Genomic DNA, 21,470 nt, shown 5'->3' on the forward strand with positions numbered 1-21,470 from the left:
AAGTCCTAGATGACGTTGAGATGACGATCGCCAACGGGTGGTCGCGAAACAAGCCAGGGTTCAGATGGTCACTGTCCTCGACACGATCGCCAACGCACCGCGCTTGCGGCACCCGGAAAAGGCACACAAGCCCGATCAGGACGTGCTGCGCAAGCCCGACTGGATCCGCGTCAAGGCGCCGGTCTCCAAGGGCTATGCAGAGACCCGCGAAATCGTGAAATCGCACAAGCTGGTGACGGTCTGCGAAGAGGCCGGTTGCCCCAACATCGGCGAGTGCTGGGAGAAGAAGCACGCCACCTTCATGATCATGGGCGAGATCTGCACGCGCGCCTGCGCGTTCTGCAATGTCGCCACCGGCATTCCGACCGCACTCGATCCCGATGAGCCGGCCCGCGTCGCGCACGCGGTCAAGCAGATGGGCCTGACCCATGTCGTCATCACCTCGGTCGACCGCGACGATCTCGCCGATGGCGGTGCGCAGCATTTCGCCGAAGTGATCCGCGCCATCAGGGCAGCGACGCCGTTGACGACGATCGAAATCCTGACGCCGGATTTCCTGCGCAAGGAAGGCGCGCTGGAGATCGTCGTGGCGGCCAAGCCCGACGTCTTCAACCACAATCTGGAAACCGTGCCGTCGAACTATCTGACGGTTCGGCCGGGCGCCCGCTATTTCCACTCGATCAGGCTGTTGCAGCGGGTCAAGGAGCTCGATCCGTCGATCTTCACCAAGTCCGGCATCATGGTGGGCCTCGGCGAGGAGCGGAACGAGATCCTGCAATTGATGGACGATCTGCGGTCGGCCAATGTCGACTTCATGACCATCGGCCAGTATCTGCAGCCGTCGAAGAAGCACCATCCGGTGATCCGTTTCGTCACGCCGGAGGAGTTCAAGTCCTTCGAGACGATCGGCCGGACCAAGGGGTTTCTGCTGGTGGCGTCGAGCCCGCTGACGCGCTCGTCGCATCACGCCGGCGACGATTTCGCCCGGCTGCGCGCGGCACGGGAAGCGCTTCTCAAGAAATCGCTCTGATGCATGTCGCCCAAAAGTGACCTCGGTTTTGGGAGAACGACATGCGTAAAAACAAAGAATCTAAAGCGCGTCGCATGAATCCGTTTCGACGCGACGCGCTTTAGAGCCGGTTTCATGCCGAAATTCGAAGCCACTCGCCGCGTTGCCCACACGCCGCAACAGATGTTCGCGCTGGTTGCCGATATCGAGGCCTATCCGCAATTCCTGCCGCTTTGCGAAGCGCTGGCGGTTCGCTCGCGCAAGGAACGTGACGGACGCACTGTTCTCCTCGCCGACATGAGCATCGGCTACAAGGCGATCCGTGAAACCTTCACGACGCAGGTGCTGCTGAAACCCGACGAGAACACCATCGACGTGAAGTACATCGATGGTCCGTTCAAATATCTGAGCAATGTCTGGCGTTTCGAACCCGACGGCAGCGGCTGCGCCGTCCGCTTCTTCATCGACTATGAATTCAAGAGCCGCATTCTGGGCGCGGTGATGGGAACCATGTTCGATCGCGCCTTCCGCATGTTCGCCGAGGCTTTCGAGAAACGCGCCGACGTCATCTATGGTGCAGCGCCGTCAGGCTGACGCATGTCGCCCGAAAGTGCGCAGCGGTTTTGGGACCAACGACATGCATCAATACAAAGGCTTATAGCGCGGCGCGCCGCGCTTTAACGCTGACCGAGCGTTCGCAAGCCCAGTTCCAGCGCATGCCCGACCGTTTCACGGCGGATGAAATCGCGACCCTCGTCGGCAAACAATCTGTGTTCGGCGGTCACGGTCTCGCCGTCCATGCCGACGCCGAACCAGACCAGGCCGACAGGCTTTTCCGCTGAGCCGCCGCCTGGACCGGCGATGCCGGTGACCGCCAGGGTGAGCCCGGCGCGCGAACGGGCAAGCGCACCTTTTGCCATCTCGATCGCCGTCTCGCGGGAAACCGCGCCATGCGCATCAAGCGTGGCGGCGGACACACCGAGCATGTCCATCTTGGCCTCGTTTGAATAGGTGATGAAGCCACGGTCGACGACGGCAGAGGAGCCGGCGATGTCGGTCAAGGCGGCGATGATCATGCCGCCGGTGCAGCTTTCGGCCGTCGCCAGCATGATGCCGTGCTCCTGGCAGGCTTGCAGCAGCGCATTTGCCAGATCGTTGTTGGTCATTCCGGCACCTCGCCTGGAAACACCACGCTGGCGGTGGCGATTGCCGCTATGCCTTCCTGGCGACCGACAAAGCCGAGCTTTTCGTTGGTCGTCGCCTTGATCGAGATGCGGTCCGGGGAAATTGCCAGCATCTGCGAAAGGGCTGCCGTCATCGCCTCACGATGCGGGCCGACGCGCGGCGCCTCGCAGATCAGCGTGATATCGGCATTGGCGATGCGGCCCCCGCGCTCGCGCACCAGCCTTGCCGCGTGTTCGACGAAGATACGCGACGCAGCCCCTTTCCACTGCGGGTCGGACGGCGGGAAATGCGTGCCGATGTCGCCGGCGCCGCAGGTCGCCAGCAGCGCATCGGTCAACGCGTGCAGGCCGACATCGGCGTCGGAATGGCCGGACAGTTTCTGGTCGTGCGGAATGGCGACCCCGCACAGGGTGACATGGTCGCCGGGTTCGAAGGCGTGCACGTCGTAGCCGTTGCCGGTTCTGATGTCGGGAAACCGCGCACGTTCGCCGGAAAGCCGCTGGTCCGCCATCGCAATATCCCGTGCCCAGGTGAGTTTGACATTGTCCGGCGAGCCCGGAACGATTTTTACCGGAATATGCGCCCATTCAGCGATCGCGGCGTCGTCGGTGAAGTCCATTTTTCCCAGGTGATGGGCTTTCTCGTGCGCGGCAAGGATCGGCCAGAACGGAAAACCCTGTGGCGTCTGGGCGGCATGAAGTCCATTGCGGGAAACGGTTTCTCCGACCACGCCAGCGGCCGACTCGCGCTTCAGCGTGTCGGCGACGGGCAGGGCGGGTAACGCTCCTTCGCGATCGCCGATGGCCGCGATGGTGCGGTCGATCAAATCCGCGTCGACGAACGGACGGACCGCATCATGGATCAGAACCCGTCCCGGCGCGTGGCCTCTCAGTGCAAGCAGTCCGAGCCGCACCGAAGCCTGCCTGGTCGCCCCGCCCATGATGGCGATGACCCGTTCGGCGTTGGCGCCTGCCGCTTGCCGGAACAGTTCGTGGTCGTCGGCATGGATGGCGACAACAACCTCGCTGGTCCGTGGGTGGGCCAGAAAAATCTCCAGCGTGTGGGCGATGACAGCGTGGCCGCCTATGCTTTGATACTGCTTGGGCCCATTGGCCTGCCCGGCGCGCGCGCCACGGCCGGCGGCGACGATAACCACCGCGACCTTGTCATCCGCACTCGAGTTTTCACTTGCGTCAGTCATGCCGATTGGCTTAGCGCACGATCCCGAAAAGTGTAATCGGTTTTCGGAAAAGATCGTGCGCCAAATATGAACGTTCAAAGCGTCCTTCGCGCGTCCTCAGGCACGCGCGGCGCTTTGGTCACGGCCAAAGCCGATGGCCAGCATTTTCCCAAATGCGCCTTAATGTGGCGTCATTCCGCGTTGCACATTGCAGCAGTTCTGGCTAGAGAATGAGCAGCGAATGAACATGCTTGGTTTTTGTGCATGCCTGATTTGACCAAATTGGCCGCGCCGCTCGACGTCGGCGGCGTGAGAATCCGCAATCGCGTGTTTCTCGCGCCGATGTCGGGGATTACCGACGAGCCGTTCCGGCAGCGTGCCCACGCGCATGGCGCGGGCCTTGTCGTGTCCGAAATGGTGGCCAGCGGCGAGCTTGCCAAGGGCAGGGCCGGTTGCGACCTGCGCATCCGTCATTCCGGCTTGCCCGTTCACATGGTTCAGCTTGCCGGCCGCGAGGCGGCGCACATGGCGGAAGGCGCGCGAATCGCCGCCGACGAGGGCGCCGACATCATCGACATCAACATGGGCTGCCCGGCCAAGAAGGTCACCGGTGGCTATGCTGGCTCGGCGCTGATGCTGGATCTCGACCATGCGCTGACGCTGATCGACGCCGTGGTCGGTGCGGTCGACGTGCCGGTCACGGTCAAGATGCGGCTGGGTTGGGACGAAGGCGCGCTGAACGCCCCGTTGCTGGCGCGCCGCGCCGAGCAGGCCGGCGTCAAGATGGTGACCGTGCACGGCCGCACGCGCTGCCAGTTCTATCAGGGCAAGGCCGACTGGCGCGCCATCGCCCGCGTCAAGGAAGCCGTGTCCATCCCGGTCGTCGCCAATGGCGATGTTTCTTCGCCATCGGAAGCGGCTGCCATTCTCAATCAATCCGGCGCCGATGCCGTGATGGTCGGCCGCGCGCACTACGGCGCGCCCTGGATCGCCGGCAGCATCGCGGCGGCTTCTACTGGCGAGGCGGCGCCCAACATCCCGCAGGACCCGACGGCGCTGGCCGACTATGTCGTGGCCCACTATGAGGACATGCTGGCACTCTATGGCGTCGAAAGTGGCCTGCGCCAGGCGCGCAAGCATCTTGGCTGGTATCTCGACCGCCATGCCGGCGGCGTCGCTGACGACAGCCGAAAGGCCATGCTGACCGCATTCGAGCCGACGCGCGTCATTGCCTTGCTGCGCGATGTGTTTTCGCGCGATCCGCAACCATTGAACCTGCGGAGCGCCGCATGAACGCCGTCGCTGGCCAGGGTGCTGAAACGGCGAATGCCGCGCAGATCGTGCTCAACACGATCCGCCGCCCGGTGATCATGATCAGCGAGCAAGGGTTCATCACCTTCGCCAACGCCGATGCCGAGGATTTTTTTCGCTCTAGCGCGACAATGCTGGCGCGCAACACGCTGTCCAAGCTGATCCCGTTCGGCAGCCCGCTGCTTACGCTCGTCGATCAGGTGCGCGAGCGTCGCGCTCCGGTCAACGAGTATCGGGTCGACGTGTCGTCGCCGCGCCTCGGCATCGAGAAGGTCGTCGATCTCTATGTCGCGCCGGTGCCGGAGTTTCCGGGCTCCGTCGTGGTGATGTTCCAGGAGCGGTCGATGGCCGACAAGATCGACCGGCAGATGACGCATCGCGGCGCCGCGCGCTCGGTGACCGGTCTGGCGGCGATGCTAGCCCATGAGATCAAGAACCCGCTCTCCGGCATCCGGGGTGCTGCCCAGCTGCTCGAACTGTCGGCCTCCGACGAGGACCGCGCGCTGACGCGGCTGATCACCGACGAGACCGACCGCATCGTATCGCTGGTCGACCGCATGGAGGTGTTTTCCGATGAGCGGCCGATCGATCGCTACCCGGTCAACATCCATGTCGTTCTCGATCATGTAAAGGCGATCGCCAAGAACGGTTTTGCCAAGAGAATCAAGATAATGGAGGATTATGATCCTTCATTGCCTCCGGTGTTCGCCAACCGTGACCAGCTCATCCAGGTCTTCCTCAACCTGGTCAAGAACGCCGCCGAGGCGATCGGCAGCGATCCGCAGGGTGAGATCGTGCTGTCGACGGCCTTCCGCCCGGGCATCCGCGTTTCCGTTCCGGGCACGCAGGATCGCGTATCGCTGCCGCTGGAATTCTGCGTGCGCGACAATGGCTCCGGCGTCTCGGAAGACATCCTGCCGATCCTGTTCGATCCTTTCATCACCACCAAGCCGAACGGCTCGGGACTGGGTCTGGCGCTGGTCGCCAAGATCGTCGGCGAGCATGGCGGCATTATCGAATGCGAATCGACGCCGCGCGGGACCACATTCCGCATCCTGATGCCGGCCTGGAAAGAAGCGCCATACGGCGCCGATGAAGACGGTGAAGGAGAGCGCAAATGACCGTTCGCGGCAATATTCTCGTCGCCGACGACGATGCGGCGATCCGCACCGTCCTCAACCAGGCGCTTTCGCGCGTCGGCCACGAGGTGCGCGTCACCTCCAACGCTTCGACTCTGTGGCGCTGGGTGGCAGCGGGCGAGGGCGATCTGGTTATCACCGATGTGGTGATGCCGGACGAAAACGCCTTCGACATGCTGCCGCGCATCAAGAAGGCGCGGCCGGAGCTGCCCGTCATCGTCATGAGCGCCCAGAACACGTTCATGACGGCGATCCGCGCATCCGAAACCGGCGCCTATGAATATCTGCCTAAACCGTTCGACCTGACCGAGCTTCTCAACATCGTCAACCGGGCGCTTTCCGAACCACGGCGGCCGAAGATCGATGCGCGACCGGAAGAACAGCCTGACGCGATGCCGCTGGTCGGTCGCTCGGCGGCCATGCAGGACATCTACCGCATGCTGGCGCGCATGATGCAGACCGACCTGACGGTGATGATCTCAGGCGAATCCGGCACCGGCAAGGAACTGGTGGCGCGCGCGCTGCATGAATATGGCCGCCGTCGCGGCGGCCCGTTCGTTGCCATCAACATGGCGGCGATCCCCCGCGATCTGATCGAATCGGAACTGTTCGGCCACGAAAAGGGCGCCTTCACCGGCGCGCAGAACCGCTCCACCGGTCGCTTCGAGCAGGCGGAGGGCGGCACGCTGTTCCTCGACGAGATCGGCGACATGCCGATGGAGGCGCAGACGCGCCTGCTGCGCGTCCTGCAGCAGGGCGAGTACACCACCGTCGGCGGACGCACCCCGATCAAGACCGATGTGCGCATCGTCGCGGCCACCAACAAGGATCTGCGCACGCTGATCAATCAGGGGCTTTTCCGCGAGGATCTTTTCTATCGCCTCAACGTCGTGCCGCTAAGGCTGCCGGCGCTGCGCGAGCGCTCCGAGGACGTGCCCGACCTCGTCCGGCACTTCTTCAAGCTCGGCGAGATGGAAGGTCTGCAGACCAAGCGCATCTCCTCGGGCGGCATCGAATTGATGAAGCGCTACCCGTGGCCGGGCAACGTGCGTGAACTGGAAAACCTCGTTCGCAGGCTCGCCGCGCTCTATTCGCAGGACGAGATTTCGGCCGAGATCATCGAGGCCGAACTCAAGACCGGCGAGCGCCCGGTGGTGCCGGGCGGCGGCAATCTCATTCCCGACGACCTTTCGATCGGCCAGGCGGTCGAGCATTTCCTGCAGCGCTATTTCACGTCGTTTGCCGGGGAATTGCCGCCTGCGGGGCTGTACCAGCGCATTCTGTCCGAGGTCGAATATCCGCTGGTCCTGGCCTCGATGACGGCAACCCGCGGCAACCAGATCAAGGCCGCGGAATTGCTGGGCCTGAACCGCAACACGCTGCGCAAGAAGATTCGCGAACTCGGCGTCAACGTCTACAAATCATCACGACAGGGCTGAGCCCGATCTGAGCCTGAGGCGCTTTTCGGGGGACGGGCGCGCGAAAGATTTCCGTCTCGGTCACGCTTGTTGCATAATCGCCACAATGCGTTGCATACATCCGACGCAATCATGGCTCTAGACGGCGACATGGCTCCGCAGGCACCGACACTCAACCAACCGCTTTTCAGCGAACCCGGCGCACGCGACGGGCGCCGGCTGCTGGCGCTGCCCGGTGTGGTCGCGGTTGTCGGCGCGCTGGTGACGGCGGCGATCTCGTTCACCATCCTCGTCGGCGCGACGCCGATCACGCCGAACGAGTCGACAACGCTGGCGCTGATTGCCCTCAACGCCGCTTTCGTCCTGTTCCTCATCGCGCTGGTCGGACGCGAAGTGCACCGCATCCTGATGGCCCGCCGGCACGGCAAGGCGGCCTCGCGGCTGCATGTGCGCATCGTCGCCATGTTTGCCCTGGTTGCGGCAATTCCCGCAATCATGGTGGCGATCATCGCGTCGATCACGCTCGACATCGGCCTCGACCGCTGGTTCGAGATCCGCACCAAGACGATCGTCAATTCGTCGCTGTCGATCGCCGATGCCTATGTCCAGGAAAACGCCCGCAACCTCCAAGGCACGACGCTGTCGATGGCCTATGATCTCGACGCGTCAAGGACGCTCTATGGCCTTGATCGGACTGGCTTTCTCGACCTGATGAACAAGGAAGCCGTGGGTCGGTCGCTGGCCCATGCGGCACTGATCAAGCCGGATGGCTCTTTTGTCATGAGCGCCAAGACCGACACGGATTTCGCCATGCCCGAGCCGCCGGAAGGCGCCGTGGCCAGCGCTGTCGACGGCAAGCCGGTGCTGATCGAACCGAAGACGCGCAACATCATGGGTGCCATCGTCAAGCTGCGCGAGATCGAAGGCCTTTATCTCTACACCATTCGCCTCGTCGATCCCGAAGTGATCAAGGCGCGTCAGATCGTCAGATCCAACACCGACGAATATCGCGGGCTGGAAGATAACAGGCGCACCTCGCAGGTGGCCTTCGCGTTGCCCTACCTGTCGCTGACGCTGATCATCATCCTGTCCGCGATATGGACTGGCATCGCCGTCGCCGATCGCCTGGTGCGGCCAATCCGGCAGCTGATCGGTGCCGCCGACGAGGTGGCGACCGGCAATCTCGACGTCGCGGTTCCCGTCCGGCCCTCGGACGGCGACGTTGCTTCGCTCGGCGACACCTTCAACAAGATGCTGCTCGAACTGAAATCACAGCGCAACGAGATCCTGTCCGCCAAGGATTTGATCGACGAACGGCGACGCTTCTCGGAAGCCGTGCTTGCCGGCGTCACCGCCGGTGTCATCGGCGTCGATCCCTACGGCATCGTTACCATCGTCAACCGCTCGGCCGAGGCGATGCTGGCCATATCCGCCAGCGCGGCACTTGGACAGAACCTCTCCGCCGTGCTGCCGCATGTCGGCCGCGTCTTCGAGATCGGCCGCAAGTCCGGCAAACCCGTCTATCGCGAGCAGGTGACTTTCTATCGCGCCGGTGCCGAGCGGACCTTCAACGTGCAGATCACCATCGAGGCCGGCGACGACGGCTCGGAGGAAAAATCCTATGTCGTGACGGTCGACGACATCACCGATCTGGTTCAGGCGCAGCGCTCCTCCGCCTGGGCGGACGTGGCGCGGCGCATCGCGCACGAGATCAAGAACCCGCTGACGCCGATCCAACTGTCCGCCGAGCGCATCAAGCGCCGCTACGGCAAGGTCATCACCGAGGATCGCGAGATTTTCGATCAGTGCACCGACACCATCATCCGGCAAGTCGAGGATATCGGCCGCATGGTCGACGAATTCTCGGCTTTCGCGCGCATGCCGAAGCCCGAGATGAAGGCCATCGACCTGCGCGAATCGCTGCGCGAGGCCTCATTCCTGGTCGAAGTCAGCCGCGCCGACATCACCTTCGAGCGGATATTCGGCACCGAACCGCTCAAGGGCACGTTCGACAGCCGGCTGATGGCACAGGCTTTCGGCAATGTGATCAAGAATGCCGCCGAAGCGATCGATGGAATGGAACAGAAGGATGGTTCGCACGGCATAATCCGGATTCAAGCCGGGCGACAAAATGGCGCGATTCGCATCGACGTCATCGACAATGGCAAAGGCCTGCCGCGCGAGAATCGTCAACGGCTGCTCGAGCCCTATATGACCACACGCGAGAAGGGCACCGGGCTCGGTCTCGCTATCGTCAAGAAGATTGTGGAGGACCATGGTGGCAGGCTGGAACTTCATGATGCCCCAGCGGATTTCCACGATGGGCGCGGCGCGATGATCAGCATCATCCTGCCGCCTGCCGCCGCCGCGTCCCCGCGCGGCGAAAGCAGGGCGGAAAACGAACGAGAAACTGAAAAGGTCGGTAATGGCGTCTGATATTCTCATCGTCGATGACGAGGAAGACATCCGTGAACTCGTCGCGGGCATCCTGAGTGACGAAGGTCACGAAACCCGTACAGCATTCGATGCCGATAGCGCGCTGGCGGCGATCGCCGACCGGGCGCCGCGGCTGATTTTCCTCGACATCTGGTTGCAGGGCTCACGTCTGGACGGACTTGCGCTGCTCGACGAGATCAAGACGATGCACCCGACCTTGCCGGTGGTGATGATCTCCGGCCATGGCAACATCGAAACGGCGGTCTCCGCCATCCGTCGCGGCGCCTATGATTTCATCGAAAAGCCGTTCAAGGCCGACAGGCTGATCCTCATTGCCGAACGTGCGCTCGAGACCTCGAAATTGCGGCGCGAGGTTTCGGACCTCAAACTGCGCAGCGGCGAAACCTTCGATCTGATCGGCATGTCGTCGGCAATGAGCCAGTTGCGCCAGACCATCGAGCGCGTCGCCCCGACCAACAGCCGCGTCATGATCATCGGCCCTTCCGGTTCGGGCAAGGAACTGGCCGCGCGCGCCATCCACACGCTGTCGGCGCGCAAGGGCGCGCCGTTCGTGACGCTGAGCGCCGCCAACATCACGCCGGAGCGCATGGAGATCGAGCTGTTCGGCACCGAATCGAACGGCGTCGAGCGCAAGGTCGGCGCGCTCGAGGAGGCCCATCGCGGCATCCTCTACATCGACGAAGTGGCCGACATGCCGCGCGAGACGCAGAACAAGATCCTGCGCGTGCTGGTCGAGCAGCAGTTCGAGCGGGTAGGGGGCACCAAGCGGGTCAAGGTCGACGTCCGCATCATTTCCTCGACCTCGCAGAACCTGGAGGCGATGATTGCCGACGGGCGGTTCCGTGAAGATCTCTATCATCGCCTGGCAGTGGTTCCGGTCACGGTGCCGGGACTGGCCGAGCGGCGCGAGGATATTCCCTACCTCGTCGACAATTTCATGAAGCAGATCGCCCGTCAGGCCGGTATCAAGCCGCGCCGCATCGGCGATGATGCGCTGGCCGTGCTGCAGGCGCACAACTGGCCGGGCAACGTCCGCCAGCTGCGCAACAATGTCGAGCGTCTGATGATCCTGGCGCGCGGCGACGATGTCGATGCGCCGATCACCGCGGATCTGTTGCCCGCCGAGATCGGCGATGTGATGCCGCGCACGCCGAATCAATCCGACCAGCACATCATGGCGCTGCCGCTGCGCGAGGCGCGTGAACAGTTCGAGAAGGACTATCTGATCGCCCAGATCAACCGCTTTGGCGGCAACATCTCAAAGACCGCCGAGTTCATCGGCATGGAGCGCTCCGCTCTGCATCGCAAGCTGAAGTCGCTGGGCGTCTGACAGGCGCGGCGTTCGTTCAGCCGCGCTGGGCCAAGCATTTGCCGGTTACGGCAACGGCGGAATCGCATAAGAAAGCCCGAGAGTTATCCAGGGGTCGCCAATGCCGCGCATTGCCTATGTCAACGGGCGCTACGTCGCTCACGCTGACGCTTCCGTGCATATCGAGGATCGCGGCTATCAGTTCGCCGATGGTGTCTATGAGGTCTGCGAGGTGGCGCGTGGCTTCATCGTCGACATGCCGCGCCATCTCGCCCGGCTGAACCGCTCTCTGACCGAGTTGTCGATCGCCTGGCCGGTCACCCGCGGCGTGTTGCCACTCATCCTGCGCGAAGTGGTCAATCGCAACCACGTCGCCAACGGCCTGGTCTATGTCCAGGTCACGCGCGGCGTTGCCAGCCGCGACTTTGTCTTCCCATCGGCGGACACCAAGCCGTCCCTGGTGGTGACCGCCAGAAAGGCCGATCCTGCCGCGGGCGCAAAGCGCGCCGAAACCGGCATTGCGGTCATTACCGTGCCGGAGAATCGCTGGGACCGGGTCGACATCAAGAGCGTCGGGCTGCTGCCTAACGTGCTGGCCAAGCAGAAGGCCAAGGAAGCCGGTGCGCAGGAGGCATGGTTCGTCGATGGCGACGGCGTCGTCAAGGAAGGCGGCTCGTCGAACGCCTGGATCGTCACCAGGGATGGCGTTCTGGTCACCAGGCCGGCCGAGCATGGCATCCTGCGCGGCATCACCCGCACGACCATGTTCGAAGTGGCGGCCAAGCTCGGCCTGAAGATCGAGGAGCGCGGCTTTTCCGTCGCCGAGGCCAAGTCGGCACGCGAGGCCTTCATCAGTTCCGCAACGACAATCGCCATGCCGGTGGTGGCCATCGATGGCGATCCGGTCGCCAATGGACACCCCGGCTCAATAACACTTTCCTTGCGGCAGGCCTTTTTTGACATTGCGGAAAAAAGTCCAGCCTGATAACCGCACAGGTGGAATGAACATCAATATATCTCGTTCTGCTTGTCGTTACTGACGACAAGAGGGTGTTTGCGCGCTTGACATGTGCCGGTTAATTTGGCGCATTGGCTTGCAAACCGAAGGGGATCGGCGAAAGACAAGAACAATGGCGGAACGATCGCAAAATCTTCAGGACCTGTTCCTGAATTCAGTTCGCAAGAGCAAGAACCCGCTCACCATCTTCCTTATCAACGGTGTGAAGCTGACCGGCGTGGTCACTTCGTTCGACAATTTCTGTGTCCTGCTGCGCCGCGACGGTCATTCCCAGCTCGTCTACAAGCACGCCATTTCCACGATCATGCCGAGCCAGCCGGTTCAGATGTTCGATGGCGAGGAAAGCCAGGGCGCCTGATTGGCACGTGAGAAAGACGCGGACGCACCAGTTCGCGGAAAACCAACGCATCATCCCGGGACGGAAGCCAAGGGTCCGACCCGGGCCGTTGTCATTGTGCCGGTGCTTACGCGCCAGCCGCGCGGCGACGACGATACCAACCGTCCGCGGCTGACGCGTTCGGCTGACGCCCGTCACGACGAAGCGGTCGGCCTTGCCCGCGCCATCAATCTTGATCTGATCCACACGGCGGTGGTGACCGTCAACGATCCGCGCCCGGCGACGTTGCTCGGCAGCGGCAAGGTCGCGGAATTTGCCGAAATCGTCAAAGAGGGTCATGCGGAAGTGGTCATCGTCGATCATCCGCTGACGCCGGTGCAGCAGCGCAATCTCGAGAAGGAACTGAACGCCAAGGTGCTGGACCGCACCGGGCTGATCCTCGAGATCTTTGGCGAGCGCGCCCGCACCAAGGAAGGCACGCTGCAGGTAGAGCTCGCCCACCTCAACTACCAGAAGGGCCGCCTCGTGCGCAGCTGGACCCACCTCGAGCGCCAGCGCGGCGGCGCCGGCTTCCTCGGCGGTCCCGGCGAAACGCAGATCGAGTCGGATCGGCGCGTCCTCCAGGACAAGATCATCAAGCTGAAGCATGAGCTGGAAACCGTGCGCCGCACGCGCGACCTGCACCGCGCCAAGCGCAAGAAGGTGCCGTTTCCGGTGGTGGCGATCGTCGGCTACACCAACGCCGGCAAGTCGACCTTGTTCAACAGGCTGACCGGAGCCGGCGTGCTGGCGCAGGACATGCTGTTCGCCACGCTCGATCCGACGCTTCGGCGCGTGCGCCTGCCGCACGGGACGCCGATCATCCTTTCGGACACGGTCGGCTTCATCTCGGACCTGCCGACGCATCTGATCGCCGCTTTCCGCGCCACCCTTGAAGAGGTGGTCGAGGCCGATCTCGTCATTCACCTGCGCGACATTTCCGACCCCGACACGGCCGCGCAGGCCGAGGATGTCGAGCGCATCCTCGCCGACCTTGGTGTCGACGCGGGCGACGCCAAGCGGGTGATCGAAGTGTGGAACAAGATCGACCGACTCGACGAAGGCAACAGGAACCGGCTGCTTGCCGATGGCGCCGACGCCAGCAAGGCGCCACCGGTTGCGGTGTCGGCGGTGACCGGCGAGGGTATCGATGCGCTGAAGGCGATCATCGAAACGCGGATGGCGGGCGAGCTCGAAGACCTGACGGTGACGATCGAGCCGGCACAGTTCGGCCTCGTCGACTGGCTTTACCGCAATGGCGACGTCGTTTCGCGAACCGACAATGACGACGGCAGCGCCACCATCGCGCTCAAGGCCACGCAAATCGCCCGCGAGGAGATCGAAAGCAGATTGCGTCGTAAAAACAACGTCTAACGTTGTTTATTTCGCGTATTTTGCTTCCTGCCAGAGCGCTTCCATCTCAGCCAGGCTCGCCTTTTCCAGTGTGTTGCCTGATTTTTCCAGGGCCTGCTCGACATAATGGAAGCGTGAGCGGAACTTCTCGTTGGTGCCGCTCAGCGCTGCTTCCGAATCGAGCTTGAGGTGACGGCCGAGATTGACCACGGCAAACAGCATGTCGCCAAACTCGTCCTTGATCGACGCCGTCTCGACTTTGGCCAGTGCCTCGCGCAACTCGCCGATCTCTTCCTCGATCTTGTCGAGGATGGGCGCTGCCTCGCTCCAGTCGAAGCCAACGCTCGCGGCCTTCTCCTGAAGTTTCAGCGCCCGCGTCAGCGCGGGCAGGGCGACCGGCACGCTGTCGAGAAACCCCTTGCCATTGTCCTCGGGGTCGAGGCCGCGGGCGAGGCGGGCGCTTCGTTTCTCCGCCTTCTCCTCGGCCTTGATCTTTTCCCACATGCCCTTGGCCATGCCTGCGCTGCGGGCCTTCTCGTCGCCGAAGACATGTGGGTGGCGGCGGATCATCTTCGTCGTGATCGCCTGGACCACATCGCCGAAGGCGAACTCGCCGGCTTCCTCGGCCATTTGCGCGTGGTAGACGACCTGCAGCAGGAGGTCGCCGAGTTCGTCGCGCAGATCGCCGAGATCACCGCGTGCGATGGCATCCGCCACCTCGTAGGCTTCCTCGATCGTATAGGGCGCGATGGTCGAGAAGTCCTGTTCGATGTCCCAGGGACAACCGGTCGTCGGCGCTCGCAGCGCCGCCATGATCTCGATCAGGCGCGAAATGTCTTTGGATGGCGTCATGCGGCGGATGCTATCGCGCGGCCGCTCGCGCGGCCAACGCTGTCAGCCGGCGAGGGGGCATTGTCCACAGGTGCGCGGTACCAGCTTCGTCAGTCGAGCACGGAGATGATCGCCTTGGCGAGTTCATCCATTCCATTTTCGGGCAGGCCGGCGACGTTGATGCGGCTGTCGCCGACCATGTAGATGCCGTGCTCGGCGCGCAGCCGCTCGACCTGCGCTTCCGTGAGGCCGAGACGGGAGAACATGCCACGATGGCTGGCAACGAAATCGAAGCGGTCGGAATTGGACTGCCGGCGCAGCGCCTCGGCGAACTGCACCCGAAGCCTGAGCATGCGCAAGCGCATCTCTTCGAGTTCGGCCTCCCAGTCGGCGCGCAAGGTGGCGTCTTCCAGCACGATGCGCACCGCGGCTGCGCCATGGTCCGGCGGCATCGAATACATGGCGCGCGCCGCCGACAGCATCTGGCTCATCGCCACATCCGCCTGGGCGCCGTCCCTGGCCAGGATCATCGCCGCGCCGACGCGGTCGCGGTAGACGGCGAAGTTCTTCGAGCAGCTCGAGGCGACGACCATTTCCGAAACCTTCGCGGCCAGCAGGCGCAAGCCGACGGCATCGGCCTCAAGCCCATCGCCAAAGCCCTGATAGGCGATGTCGACAAACGGCAGCAGGCCTTGCTCGACGACCAGATCGGCAACGGCCGCCCACTGCACGCTATCCAGATTGGCGCCGGTCGGGTTGTGGCAGCAGCCATGCAGCAGCACCACGTCACCGCTCTTCGCCATCCGCAACGCTGCCAGCATGTCGTCGAAGCGAACAGCGCCCGAAGCGGCATCGAAATAGGGGTATTCGCGGATCTGCAGACCGGCAGCGCGCATGACCGGCATGTGGTTGGGCCATGTCGGGTCCGACAGCCAGATGGTCGCGTCGGATCGTGTCCGTTTCAGCAGTTCCGCCACCAGCCGCAGCGCGCCGGAGCCGCCGGGCGCCTGTGCCGCGCGAATGCGCGTCATGTCGGCGCCTGGACCGAAGGCGAGCTTGGCCATGACCGTGTTGAAGCCGACATCGCCGGCAAGGCCGAGATAGGTCTTGGTGTCCTGGCCCTGCAGCAGGCGCTTTTCGGCCTCGCGCACGGCGCGCATGACCGGCGTCTTGCCGTCGCGATCCTTGTAGACGCCGACGCCGAGGTCGACCTTGTCCGGGCGCGGGTCGGCGCGATAGAGGCCGATCAGGGCAAGGATCTTGTCGGCGGGGGCTGGCTGCAGATCTTCAAACATTGGCAATGGTTCCATTGACGCGGCGGAGTGATACGCAAATCGAACGCATTTCGCCAGCGCTTTTCCTGCCGCTTCAGCCCGCGCAAAGCTGTGGTGGCAACCCGTGCCAGCCTCATCCGCATCGCGACCCTACATGTTCTCGGTGCCCCACCCGCCGCCAGTTCGAAGCGAAAAAATTGGCAGGGCAGGGATTAAAATCCCCACATGCTCCGTAAACAGGACATGAAACGGTCGATGCCACGCTTTGACATCATAGGACAGCTCGGGTCGCTGCGCCGTTACGCGCGATCGCTGACGCGCGACAGCACGGATGCCGAGGATCTCGTGCATGACGCGCTGGTGCGCGCCTATGAGCGGCGCGGCACGTTCCGCTCCGGCGGCAATTTGCGCGCCTGGCTGCTGTCGATCGTCCACAACACCTTCATCGACAAAATTCGGTCCCGCAGGTCTGAATCGTCACGCGTCGAACAGGCCGGATATCTGGCCGACGGCTGCACGCCGGCGCCGCAGGAGCATTCGGTGCGCCTGGCTCAGGTGCGTGAAGCCTTTTTCAGCCTGCCGGAAGAACAGCGTTCGGCGCTGCATCTCGTTGCCATCGAAGGGCTTTCCTACCAACAGGCGGCCGATGCCAGCAGCGTGCCGCTGGGAACGCTGATGTCGCGCATCGGCAGGGCGCGCGCCGCACTGCGCGAGATGGAGGACGCGGCGCCCTCGAAGGCTAAAAACCACCTCAGGATCGTTGGAGGACCGTCATGACTGGAACTGTCGATCCCGTGGCCGATACCGACCTCGACGCCTATGTCGACGACCAGCTCGACGTCACCCGCCGCATCGAGGTCGAGGCGTTTTTGTCCACCCGTCCGGAGGCCGCGGCGCGCGTGATGTCGGATCTGAGGACCCGCGATGAACTGCGCGTGGCGCTTGCCGGCTCCAAGGGCATGGCGCGGCCGGCAACCGCTGACACCGCGCGGCGGCTGGAGAGGGGGCTTGCCCGTGGCCGCATCTTCGGCGTGTTGCAGCGCGCGGCGGCGGTGGCCGCCTTCATCGCCGTCGGCTGGCTGGCGAACGGCATCGTCGGGCCGATGTCCGTGACCAAGGTCGTCGCCTCGCCGCAGCCGCCCGCCTATGTCGACGAGGCGGTGCGAGCCCATAGGACGACGCTGGTGCGCGAGACCATGCCGTCGCAGCCTGAGGCGCCCAACTACAATGCCGGCGAGATCCGCGCCGCGACCGCCATCGTCATGCCGTCACTGCCCAAGGACTGGAAGGTACGCGACGTGCAGATCTACCCGTCGCGCTTTGGCCCGAGCGTCGAGATGGCTGTCGAGACGAAGGAGATGGGGCTGGTCTCGCTGTTTGCGATCCGGCCGGGAACCTTCGACGTGGTCAAGCCGACCGTCGCGCCTTCGGGCGATATTTCCTCTGCCTATTTCCAGATCGGCGAGGTCGCCTATGCGGTGGTCGGACGAAGTGAGGTCCACGACCTCGACCGCGCCGCCGAGACACTCGCCCAAACGCTTTACTGACCGATCCACAAAGGAGAATTCAAATGAACACCCCCAATCTGGGATACCGCATGGGCGCTGGCGCCCGAACCGGAGCCGTCTACGATGAGGGTCTGCGCCAGCATATGCTGCGCGTCTACAACTACATGGGCGTTGGCCTCGTGGTCACGGGTCTGGTTGCCTTCATGGTGTCATCGACGCCCGCGCTCTACGTGCCGATCTTCTCCAGCCCGCTGAAGTGGGTGGTGATGCTGGCGCCACTCGCCTTCGTCATGCTGTTCTCGTTCAAGATGCAGACCATGTCGGCGGCCAGCGCCCAGGCGATGTTCTGGGCCTTCTGCGCGGTCATGGGCCTGTCGCTGGCGTCGGTGTTCCTGGTGTTCACCGGAACCAGCATCGCCCGCACCTTCTTCATCGCCGCTACCATGTTTGGCGCCACCAGCCTCTACGGCTACACGACCAAACGCGACCTGACCCAGTTCTCGTCGTTCCTGATCGTGGGCCTGATCGGCGTGGTGATCGCCAGCATCGTCAACATCTTCCTCGGCTCGACTGCGCTGCAGTTCGCCATCTCGGTGATCGGCATTGCCGTCTTCATCGGCCTGACCGCCTGGGACACGCAGACAATCAAGGAACAGTATGCCGAGAACTTCGACGGGGAATCGCGCCAGAAGCTCGCCGTCTTCGGCGCCTTCTCGCTCTATCTGAACTTCATCAACATCTTCCAGCTGCTGCTGAATTTCACCGGCGAACGCGAGTAATCCGGACCGTAGCAGGCAACACTTCGCATCTTGCCGTGGCCGGAGGGCAACCTCCGGCCACGGTTTTCATTTGAGGCAGCATTTGTCATGTGTGCGGTGCATCGTTCATCACAGCTGAGTGAGGTGCGATACAAGTCTGCTTGAGTTCAGGCGTTGCCTTTTGCTAGCCTCCCGGCCACGTCAGACAGCCGCGAGGACGCATGGAACAAGACAGCCTGACGATTCACGGTGACGGCATCTCGGCGACCGTCGTCGGGCAGGGCGCCGAACTGGTCTCCCTGCGCGATGCCGAAGGAACAGAGTTTCTGTGGCAAGCCGGGCCGGAGTGGCGGCGGCATTCGCCGGTGCTGTTTCCGATCGTCGGCCGGCTGAAGGGAGATCAGCTGCGCCATCAGGGCCGGGCCTACCCGATGACGCAACACGGCTTCGCGCGCGACAAGCCGTTTGCCTGGGCGGCGAGGGACCCTCGATCGTGCACGCTGGTTCTCACCGACGACGCCGATACTCGCACCCACTATCCGTTCGCCTTCCGCCTCGCCGTGACCTACACGCTGGACCGCCATCAGCTTGGCGTGACCTTCGACATCAGCAACACCGGCGAAGAGCCGCTGCCGGCGTCGATCGGAGCGCACCCGGCATTCAATTGGCCGTTGCTGCCAGGTCTGGCCAAGTCGGATTACCAGCTGACCTTTGCTGATGCCGAACCTGCTCCGATCCGTCGCTTGAAGGACGGCCTGCTGCTGAAAGCGCCGCGGCCGACGCCCGTCCAAGGCAACATCCTCGCGCTCTCCGAGCGGCTGTTCGACGAGGACGCGGTCATTCTCGACCGGCCCGCCAGCACCAGCGTACGTTATGCCGCCGAGCGTGGTCCGGCGATCGAAATGGAGTGGCAGGGATTTCAGGAATTGGGCGTCTGGTCGAAGCCGGGCGGCGCGCCGTTCCTTTGCATCGAGCCCTGGCACGGTATCGCAAGTCCGGCGGACTTCGACGGCGACTTTGTCGACAAGCCCGGCCTGATGCTGATTCCACCAGGCGCGCAGCGCGTGCTGAGCTATCAGATCCAGTTGCTTTGAGCTTTCACGTAGAATTCTCTGGCGCCAGGGCAGACACGGAATGAAGCTTTACTTCAGCCGCAACCCCAATCCTCGGCTCGCGGTCGCGGTCGCACGCTATCTCGACGCGAAAGTCGAGTTTGAATTCGCCTCGCCATTCGCCCCGGGGCAAGCAGAGAAATATCGCCCGTTAAATCCCAATCTCTCACTGCCCATACTTGTAGAAGGCGGGGGAAAAAGTCTTTGGGAAGCAGACGCCATAGCCTGCCGGCTCTCGCGCGACGCACATTCCGATTTCTGGCGCGCCGGCGATGACGAACCCGACATGATCCGGTGGCTCAGTTGGGGCAAGGAGCACTTCGCATTCGCTTGCGACACGGTGCATTTCGAACGTGGCACCAAACAGCGGTACGGCATAGGCCCGATCGATCAGCAGCGCGTGGAAGAGGGGTTGGGACTCTTCCGCACGGCCGCCGCAATACTCGAGACAGAGCTTTTCAAGCGGGAATGGCTGGTCGGGAATTCGGTTTCCTATGCCGACTTCCGAATGGCGACCTTTCTGCCGTTCAACGATGCCGCCAGACTACCGCTCGACGATTATCCCTCTGTCGGCCGCTGGTATCGCCGGCTGGAAGACATCGACGCCTGGCGCGATCCCTTCAGGGGACTGGAGGCGCCTGAATTGCCGCCGGTCCCGCAAACGGAGACAGCGAGCTAAGGGCGAGGCGTGTTGGCAGTTTACTCACGGCTGGCATCGCGCCACAGTTCCATATGATCAATGCCGTCTTCTACAGCGACCAAGTCATTTCAGCGCCGTCGCCGCCTTGAATTCAGAACGAAACCGCGATCCGTTGGCCAACCAACGAATCTCTGCCTAGGTTTATCGTCGCGTGCAACCCAGTCGGGCCAAGCCCCATGCGGTGAAGGCGCACTTTCCGGAGGCATTCGATGCGTCGTTTGGTTCTTGCCGCTCTGCTGCTTGCCGCGCCCAACGCCGGCATAGCCCAGGAAAGCCTGACCGCGCTCATGTGCCAGGCCAAGCCGACACAATCCTGCGCGCTCGACATGGCTGCGGACGCGATCCGCACTGCGGCACCGCTAACGACTGAGAACTTGCCCTACGGTAGCATGGTCGAGGCAGCGTCTCGCGCCGGGCAAACCGTCCGAAGCGCTGCAATTTACGCAGGCGGTGGGGCACCCGCGCCGCAAAGCCTGGGCGCTTTGGGAAGTTGCTTCGAAGATGACGCCTTGAACCTATAGCGGATTTGCGTCTGGCCCGTGCCGTCTGCCATCGTGCTACGAGAGAGGAAGCCGGCTTTCAAACCTGCCGGACGATGGTGCCGATCACATTGACCAGAATGCGCGCGGCGGTCAAAGCCGACAGGCCGTCAATGTCGGCGGGAGGATAGAGCTCGACAAGGTCGACTCCTGCGATCCTGGCCCGCCTGCCGAGGCCGGCGATCAGGTCGATCACCTGCGTGTAGGTGAGGCCACCGGGCGTCCGCGCGGCCACGCCCGGCATGATGCCGGGATCGAGGCTGTCGCAGTCGAGCGTGACGACGACCCGCGCTCCTTCCGGAATATGCCGCAGTGCGGCTTCGACGCCCTGGGCGTGAATCTCGCGGGCGGTCACGAAGCGGCTGCCATATTGCCGCGCCGCTTCAATGTCGGCGAAGCGCGCACTGCCGACGCTACGCAGGCCGACCTGCACCATGCCGGCGACATGCGGCATCTCGCTCGCCCGGCGCATCGGGCTCGAATAGCCGTGGCGTTCGCCATACACCTCGTCGCGCCAGTCGATATGGGCGTCGATCTGCAGGATCCAGACCGGCCCGTGATCCGCAAAGCCGGCGAGGAAGGGAAAGGTCACGGAACAGTCGCCGCCCAGCAGGATCGGAACAGTCGGCAATGCCAGGACCTCGCGTGTCTTCGCCTCGATCCGGGCCCGGTTGCCGGCATTGTCATGCAGCGTGGTCTGGATATCGCCGGCGTCGATGCAGCAGACCGGCTTGCCGTCGAACAGCGGGCCGCCGAGATCGAAATCCCAGTGCTCGACGAGCGTGGCATCGTCCTGGCTCGCAGCGCGGATGGTATTGGCGGCCAAGGCATGGCCGCTGCTGTCCTTGCCGGGATAGGTGCTGCCGTGACCGGCTCCGAAGATCACCGCACGGAGCATACGGCCGTCGGCAAGTCGATCGGGAAAGCCGAGAAAGCGAGGCGAGGTGGTCATTTGGTCCTGACGGCGGGTCTGGGTGAAATCTTTGTGTGGCG

At 63.4% G+C, this 21,470-nt stretch carries 20 protein-coding genes; 15 read left to right on the forward strand and 5 right to left on the reverse strand.

What is annotated here, in order from left to right:
• Positions 1-64: 64 nt before the first annotated feature.
• Both lipA and ACFSOZ_RS12510 read left to right on the forward strand, forming a co-directional pair.
• Positions 65-1,030 (forward strand): lipoyl synthase, encoded by a 966-nt coding sequence (gene lipA, locus ACFSOZ_RS12505; RefSeq protein ID WP_379025166.1) that lies wholly within the window; start codon positions 65-67, stop codon positions 1,028-1,030.
• 114 nt (positions 1,031-1,144) lie between these two features.
• Complete coding sequence (locus ACFSOZ_RS12510) at positions 1,145-1,603, forward strand: type II toxin-antitoxin system RatA family toxin (RefSeq protein ID WP_379097846.1); 459 nt, start codon at positions 1,145-1,147, stop codon at positions 1,601-1,603.
• A gap of 83 nt (positions 1,604-1,686) precedes the next feature.
• Here ACFSOZ_RS12510 and ACFSOZ_RS12515 read toward each other — a convergent pair whose 3' ends face one another.
• Both ACFSOZ_RS12515 and ACFSOZ_RS12520 read right to left on the reverse strand, forming a co-directional pair.
• On the reverse strand, positions 1,687-2,175 hold the full coding sequence (locus ACFSOZ_RS12515; RefSeq protein WP_379097849.1) for a CinA family protein: 489 nt from the start codon (positions 2,173-2,175) through the stop codon (positions 1,687-1,689).
• The gene (locus tag ACFSOZ_RS12520) at positions 2,172-3,395 is read right to left on the reverse strand and encodes a bifunctional 2-C-methyl-D-erythritol 4-phosphate cytidylyltransferase/2-C-methyl-D-erythritol 2,4-cyclodiphosphate synthase (RefSeq protein ID WP_379097851.1); all 1,224 of its coding nucleotides are present in this window, start codon (positions 3,393-3,395) and stop codon (positions 2,172-2,174) included. Before ACFSOZ_RS12520 ends, ACFSOZ_RS12515 begins: the two co-directional genes overlap by 4 nt.
• Positions 3,396-3,638: 243 nt before the next feature.
• On the opposite strand from ACFSOZ_RS12520, the gene dusB reads away from it, so the two are divergent.
• The 8 genes from dusB to hflX all read left to right on the forward strand — a co-directional run bounded on the left by dusB (position 3,639) and on the right by hflX (position 13,776).
• Positions 3,639-4,667, forward strand: coding sequence for a tRNA dihydrouridine synthase DusB (dusB, locus tag ACFSOZ_RS12525; protein WP_379097853.1), 1,029 nt, complete (start codon positions 3,639-3,641; stop codon positions 4,665-4,667).
• Positions 4,664-5,806 carry a two-component system sensor histidine kinase NtrB gene (locus tag ACFSOZ_RS12530; RefSeq protein WP_379097856.1) on the forward strand — a complete coding sequence of 381 codons (1,143 nt, stop codon included), beginning with the start codon at positions 4,664-4,666 and terminating at the stop codon, positions 5,804-5,806. The genes dusB and ACFSOZ_RS12530 overlap by 4 nt, the downstream gene beginning before the upstream one ends.
• Positions 5,803-7,263: a nitrogen regulation protein NR(I) gene (gene ntrC / locus ACFSOZ_RS12535; RefSeq protein ID WP_379097859.1), complete on the forward strand. Its 1,461-nt coding sequence runs from the start codon at positions 5,803-5,805 to the stop codon at positions 7,261-7,263. Before ACFSOZ_RS12530 ends, ntrC begins: the two co-directional genes overlap by 4 nt.
• Positions 7,264-7,392: 129 nt before the next feature.
• The gene (locus tag ACFSOZ_RS12540) at positions 7,393-9,678 is read left to right on the forward strand and encodes a sensor histidine kinase NtrY-like (RefSeq protein WP_379098195.1); all 2,286 of its coding nucleotides are present in this window, start codon (positions 7,393-7,395) and stop codon (positions 9,676-9,678) included.
• On the forward strand, positions 9,668-11,029 hold the full coding sequence (ntrX, locus tag ACFSOZ_RS12545) for a nitrogen assimilation response regulator NtrX (protein ID WP_023768848.1): 1,362 nt from the start codon (positions 9,668-9,670) through the stop codon (positions 11,027-11,029). Before ACFSOZ_RS12540 ends, ntrX begins: the two co-directional genes overlap by 11 nt.
• 100 nt (positions 11,030-11,129) lie before the next feature.
• Positions 11,130-11,993: a D-amino-acid transaminase gene (locus ACFSOZ_RS12550; protein WP_379097862.1), complete on the forward strand. Its 864-nt coding sequence runs from the start codon at positions 11,130-11,132 to the stop codon at positions 11,991-11,993.
• Positions 11,994-12,138: 145 nt separating this feature from the next.
• On the forward strand, positions 12,139-12,384 hold the full coding sequence (gene hfq / locus ACFSOZ_RS12555; RefSeq protein ID WP_006202172.1) for an RNA chaperone Hfq: 246 nt from the start codon (positions 12,139-12,141) through the stop codon (positions 12,382-12,384).
• Complete coding sequence (hflX, locus tag ACFSOZ_RS12560; RefSeq protein ID WP_379097865.1) at positions 12,385-13,776, forward strand: GTPase HflX; 1,392 nt, start codon at positions 12,385-12,387, stop codon at positions 13,774-13,776.
• 6 nt (positions 13,777-13,782) lie between these two features.
• Here hflX and mazG read toward each other — a convergent pair whose 3' ends face one another.
• The gene (mazG, locus tag ACFSOZ_RS12565; RefSeq protein ID WP_379097868.1) at positions 13,783-14,607 is read right to left on the reverse strand and encodes a nucleoside triphosphate pyrophosphohydrolase; all 825 of its coding nucleotides are present in this window, start codon (positions 14,605-14,607) and stop codon (positions 13,783-13,785) included.
• An 89-nt stretch (positions 14,608-14,696) separates the two neighbouring features.
• The gene (locus ACFSOZ_RS12570) at positions 14,697-15,881 is read right to left on the reverse strand and encodes an amino acid aminotransferase (protein ID WP_379097874.1); all 1,185 of its coding nucleotides are present in this window, start codon (positions 15,879-15,881) and stop codon (positions 14,697-14,699) included.
• Between the two features lie 222 nt (positions 15,882-16,103).
• On the opposite strand from ACFSOZ_RS12570, the gene ACFSOZ_RS12575 reads away from it, so the two are divergent.
• The 5 genes from ACFSOZ_RS12575 (at position 16,104) to ACFSOZ_RS12595 (ending at position 19,917) form a co-directional block, all read left to right on the forward strand.
• Positions 16,104-16,637 (forward strand): sigma-70 family RNA polymerase sigma factor, encoded by a 534-nt coding sequence (locus ACFSOZ_RS12575; protein ID WP_379098198.1) that lies wholly within the window; start codon positions 16,104-16,106, stop codon positions 16,635-16,637.
• A complete protein-coding gene (locus ACFSOZ_RS12580) occupies positions 16,634-17,407 on the forward strand; it encodes an anti-sigma factor family protein (protein ID WP_379097877.1) in 774 nt (257 codons plus the stop codon). The genes ACFSOZ_RS12575 and ACFSOZ_RS12580 overlap by 4 nt, the downstream gene beginning before the upstream one ends.
• A gap of 23 nt (positions 17,408-17,430) precedes the next feature.
• Complete coding sequence (locus ACFSOZ_RS12585; RefSeq protein WP_379097880.1) at positions 17,431-18,147, forward strand: Bax inhibitor-1/YccA family protein; 717 nt, start codon at positions 17,431-17,433, stop codon at positions 18,145-18,147.
• A gap of 200 nt (positions 18,148-18,347) precedes the next feature.
• On the forward strand, positions 18,348-19,220 hold the full coding sequence (locus tag ACFSOZ_RS12590; RefSeq protein WP_379097883.1) for an aldose 1-epimerase family protein: 873 nt from the start codon (positions 18,348-18,350) through the stop codon (positions 19,218-19,220).
• A 40-nt stretch (positions 19,221-19,260) separates the two neighbouring features.
• Positions 19,261-19,917 (forward strand): glutathione S-transferase family protein, encoded by a 657-nt coding sequence (locus tag ACFSOZ_RS12595; protein ID WP_379097886.1) that lies wholly within the window; start codon positions 19,261-19,263, stop codon positions 19,915-19,917.
• 600 nt (positions 19,918-20,517) lie between these two features.
• Here ACFSOZ_RS12595 and ACFSOZ_RS12600 read toward each other — a convergent pair.
• The gene (locus ACFSOZ_RS12600; protein ID WP_379097888.1) at positions 20,518-21,429 is read right to left on the reverse strand and encodes an agmatinase; all 912 of its coding nucleotides are present in this window, start codon (positions 21,427-21,429) and stop codon (positions 20,518-20,520) included.
• Positions 21,430-21,470 lie beyond the last annotated feature (41 nt).

It is taken from the genome of Mesorhizobium newzealandense, from assembly GCF_042682145.1.
In the GTDB taxonomy this organism is placed as follows: domain Bacteria; phylum Pseudomonadota; class Alphaproteobacteria; order Rhizobiales; family Rhizobiaceae; genus Mesorhizobium; species Mesorhizobium newzealandense.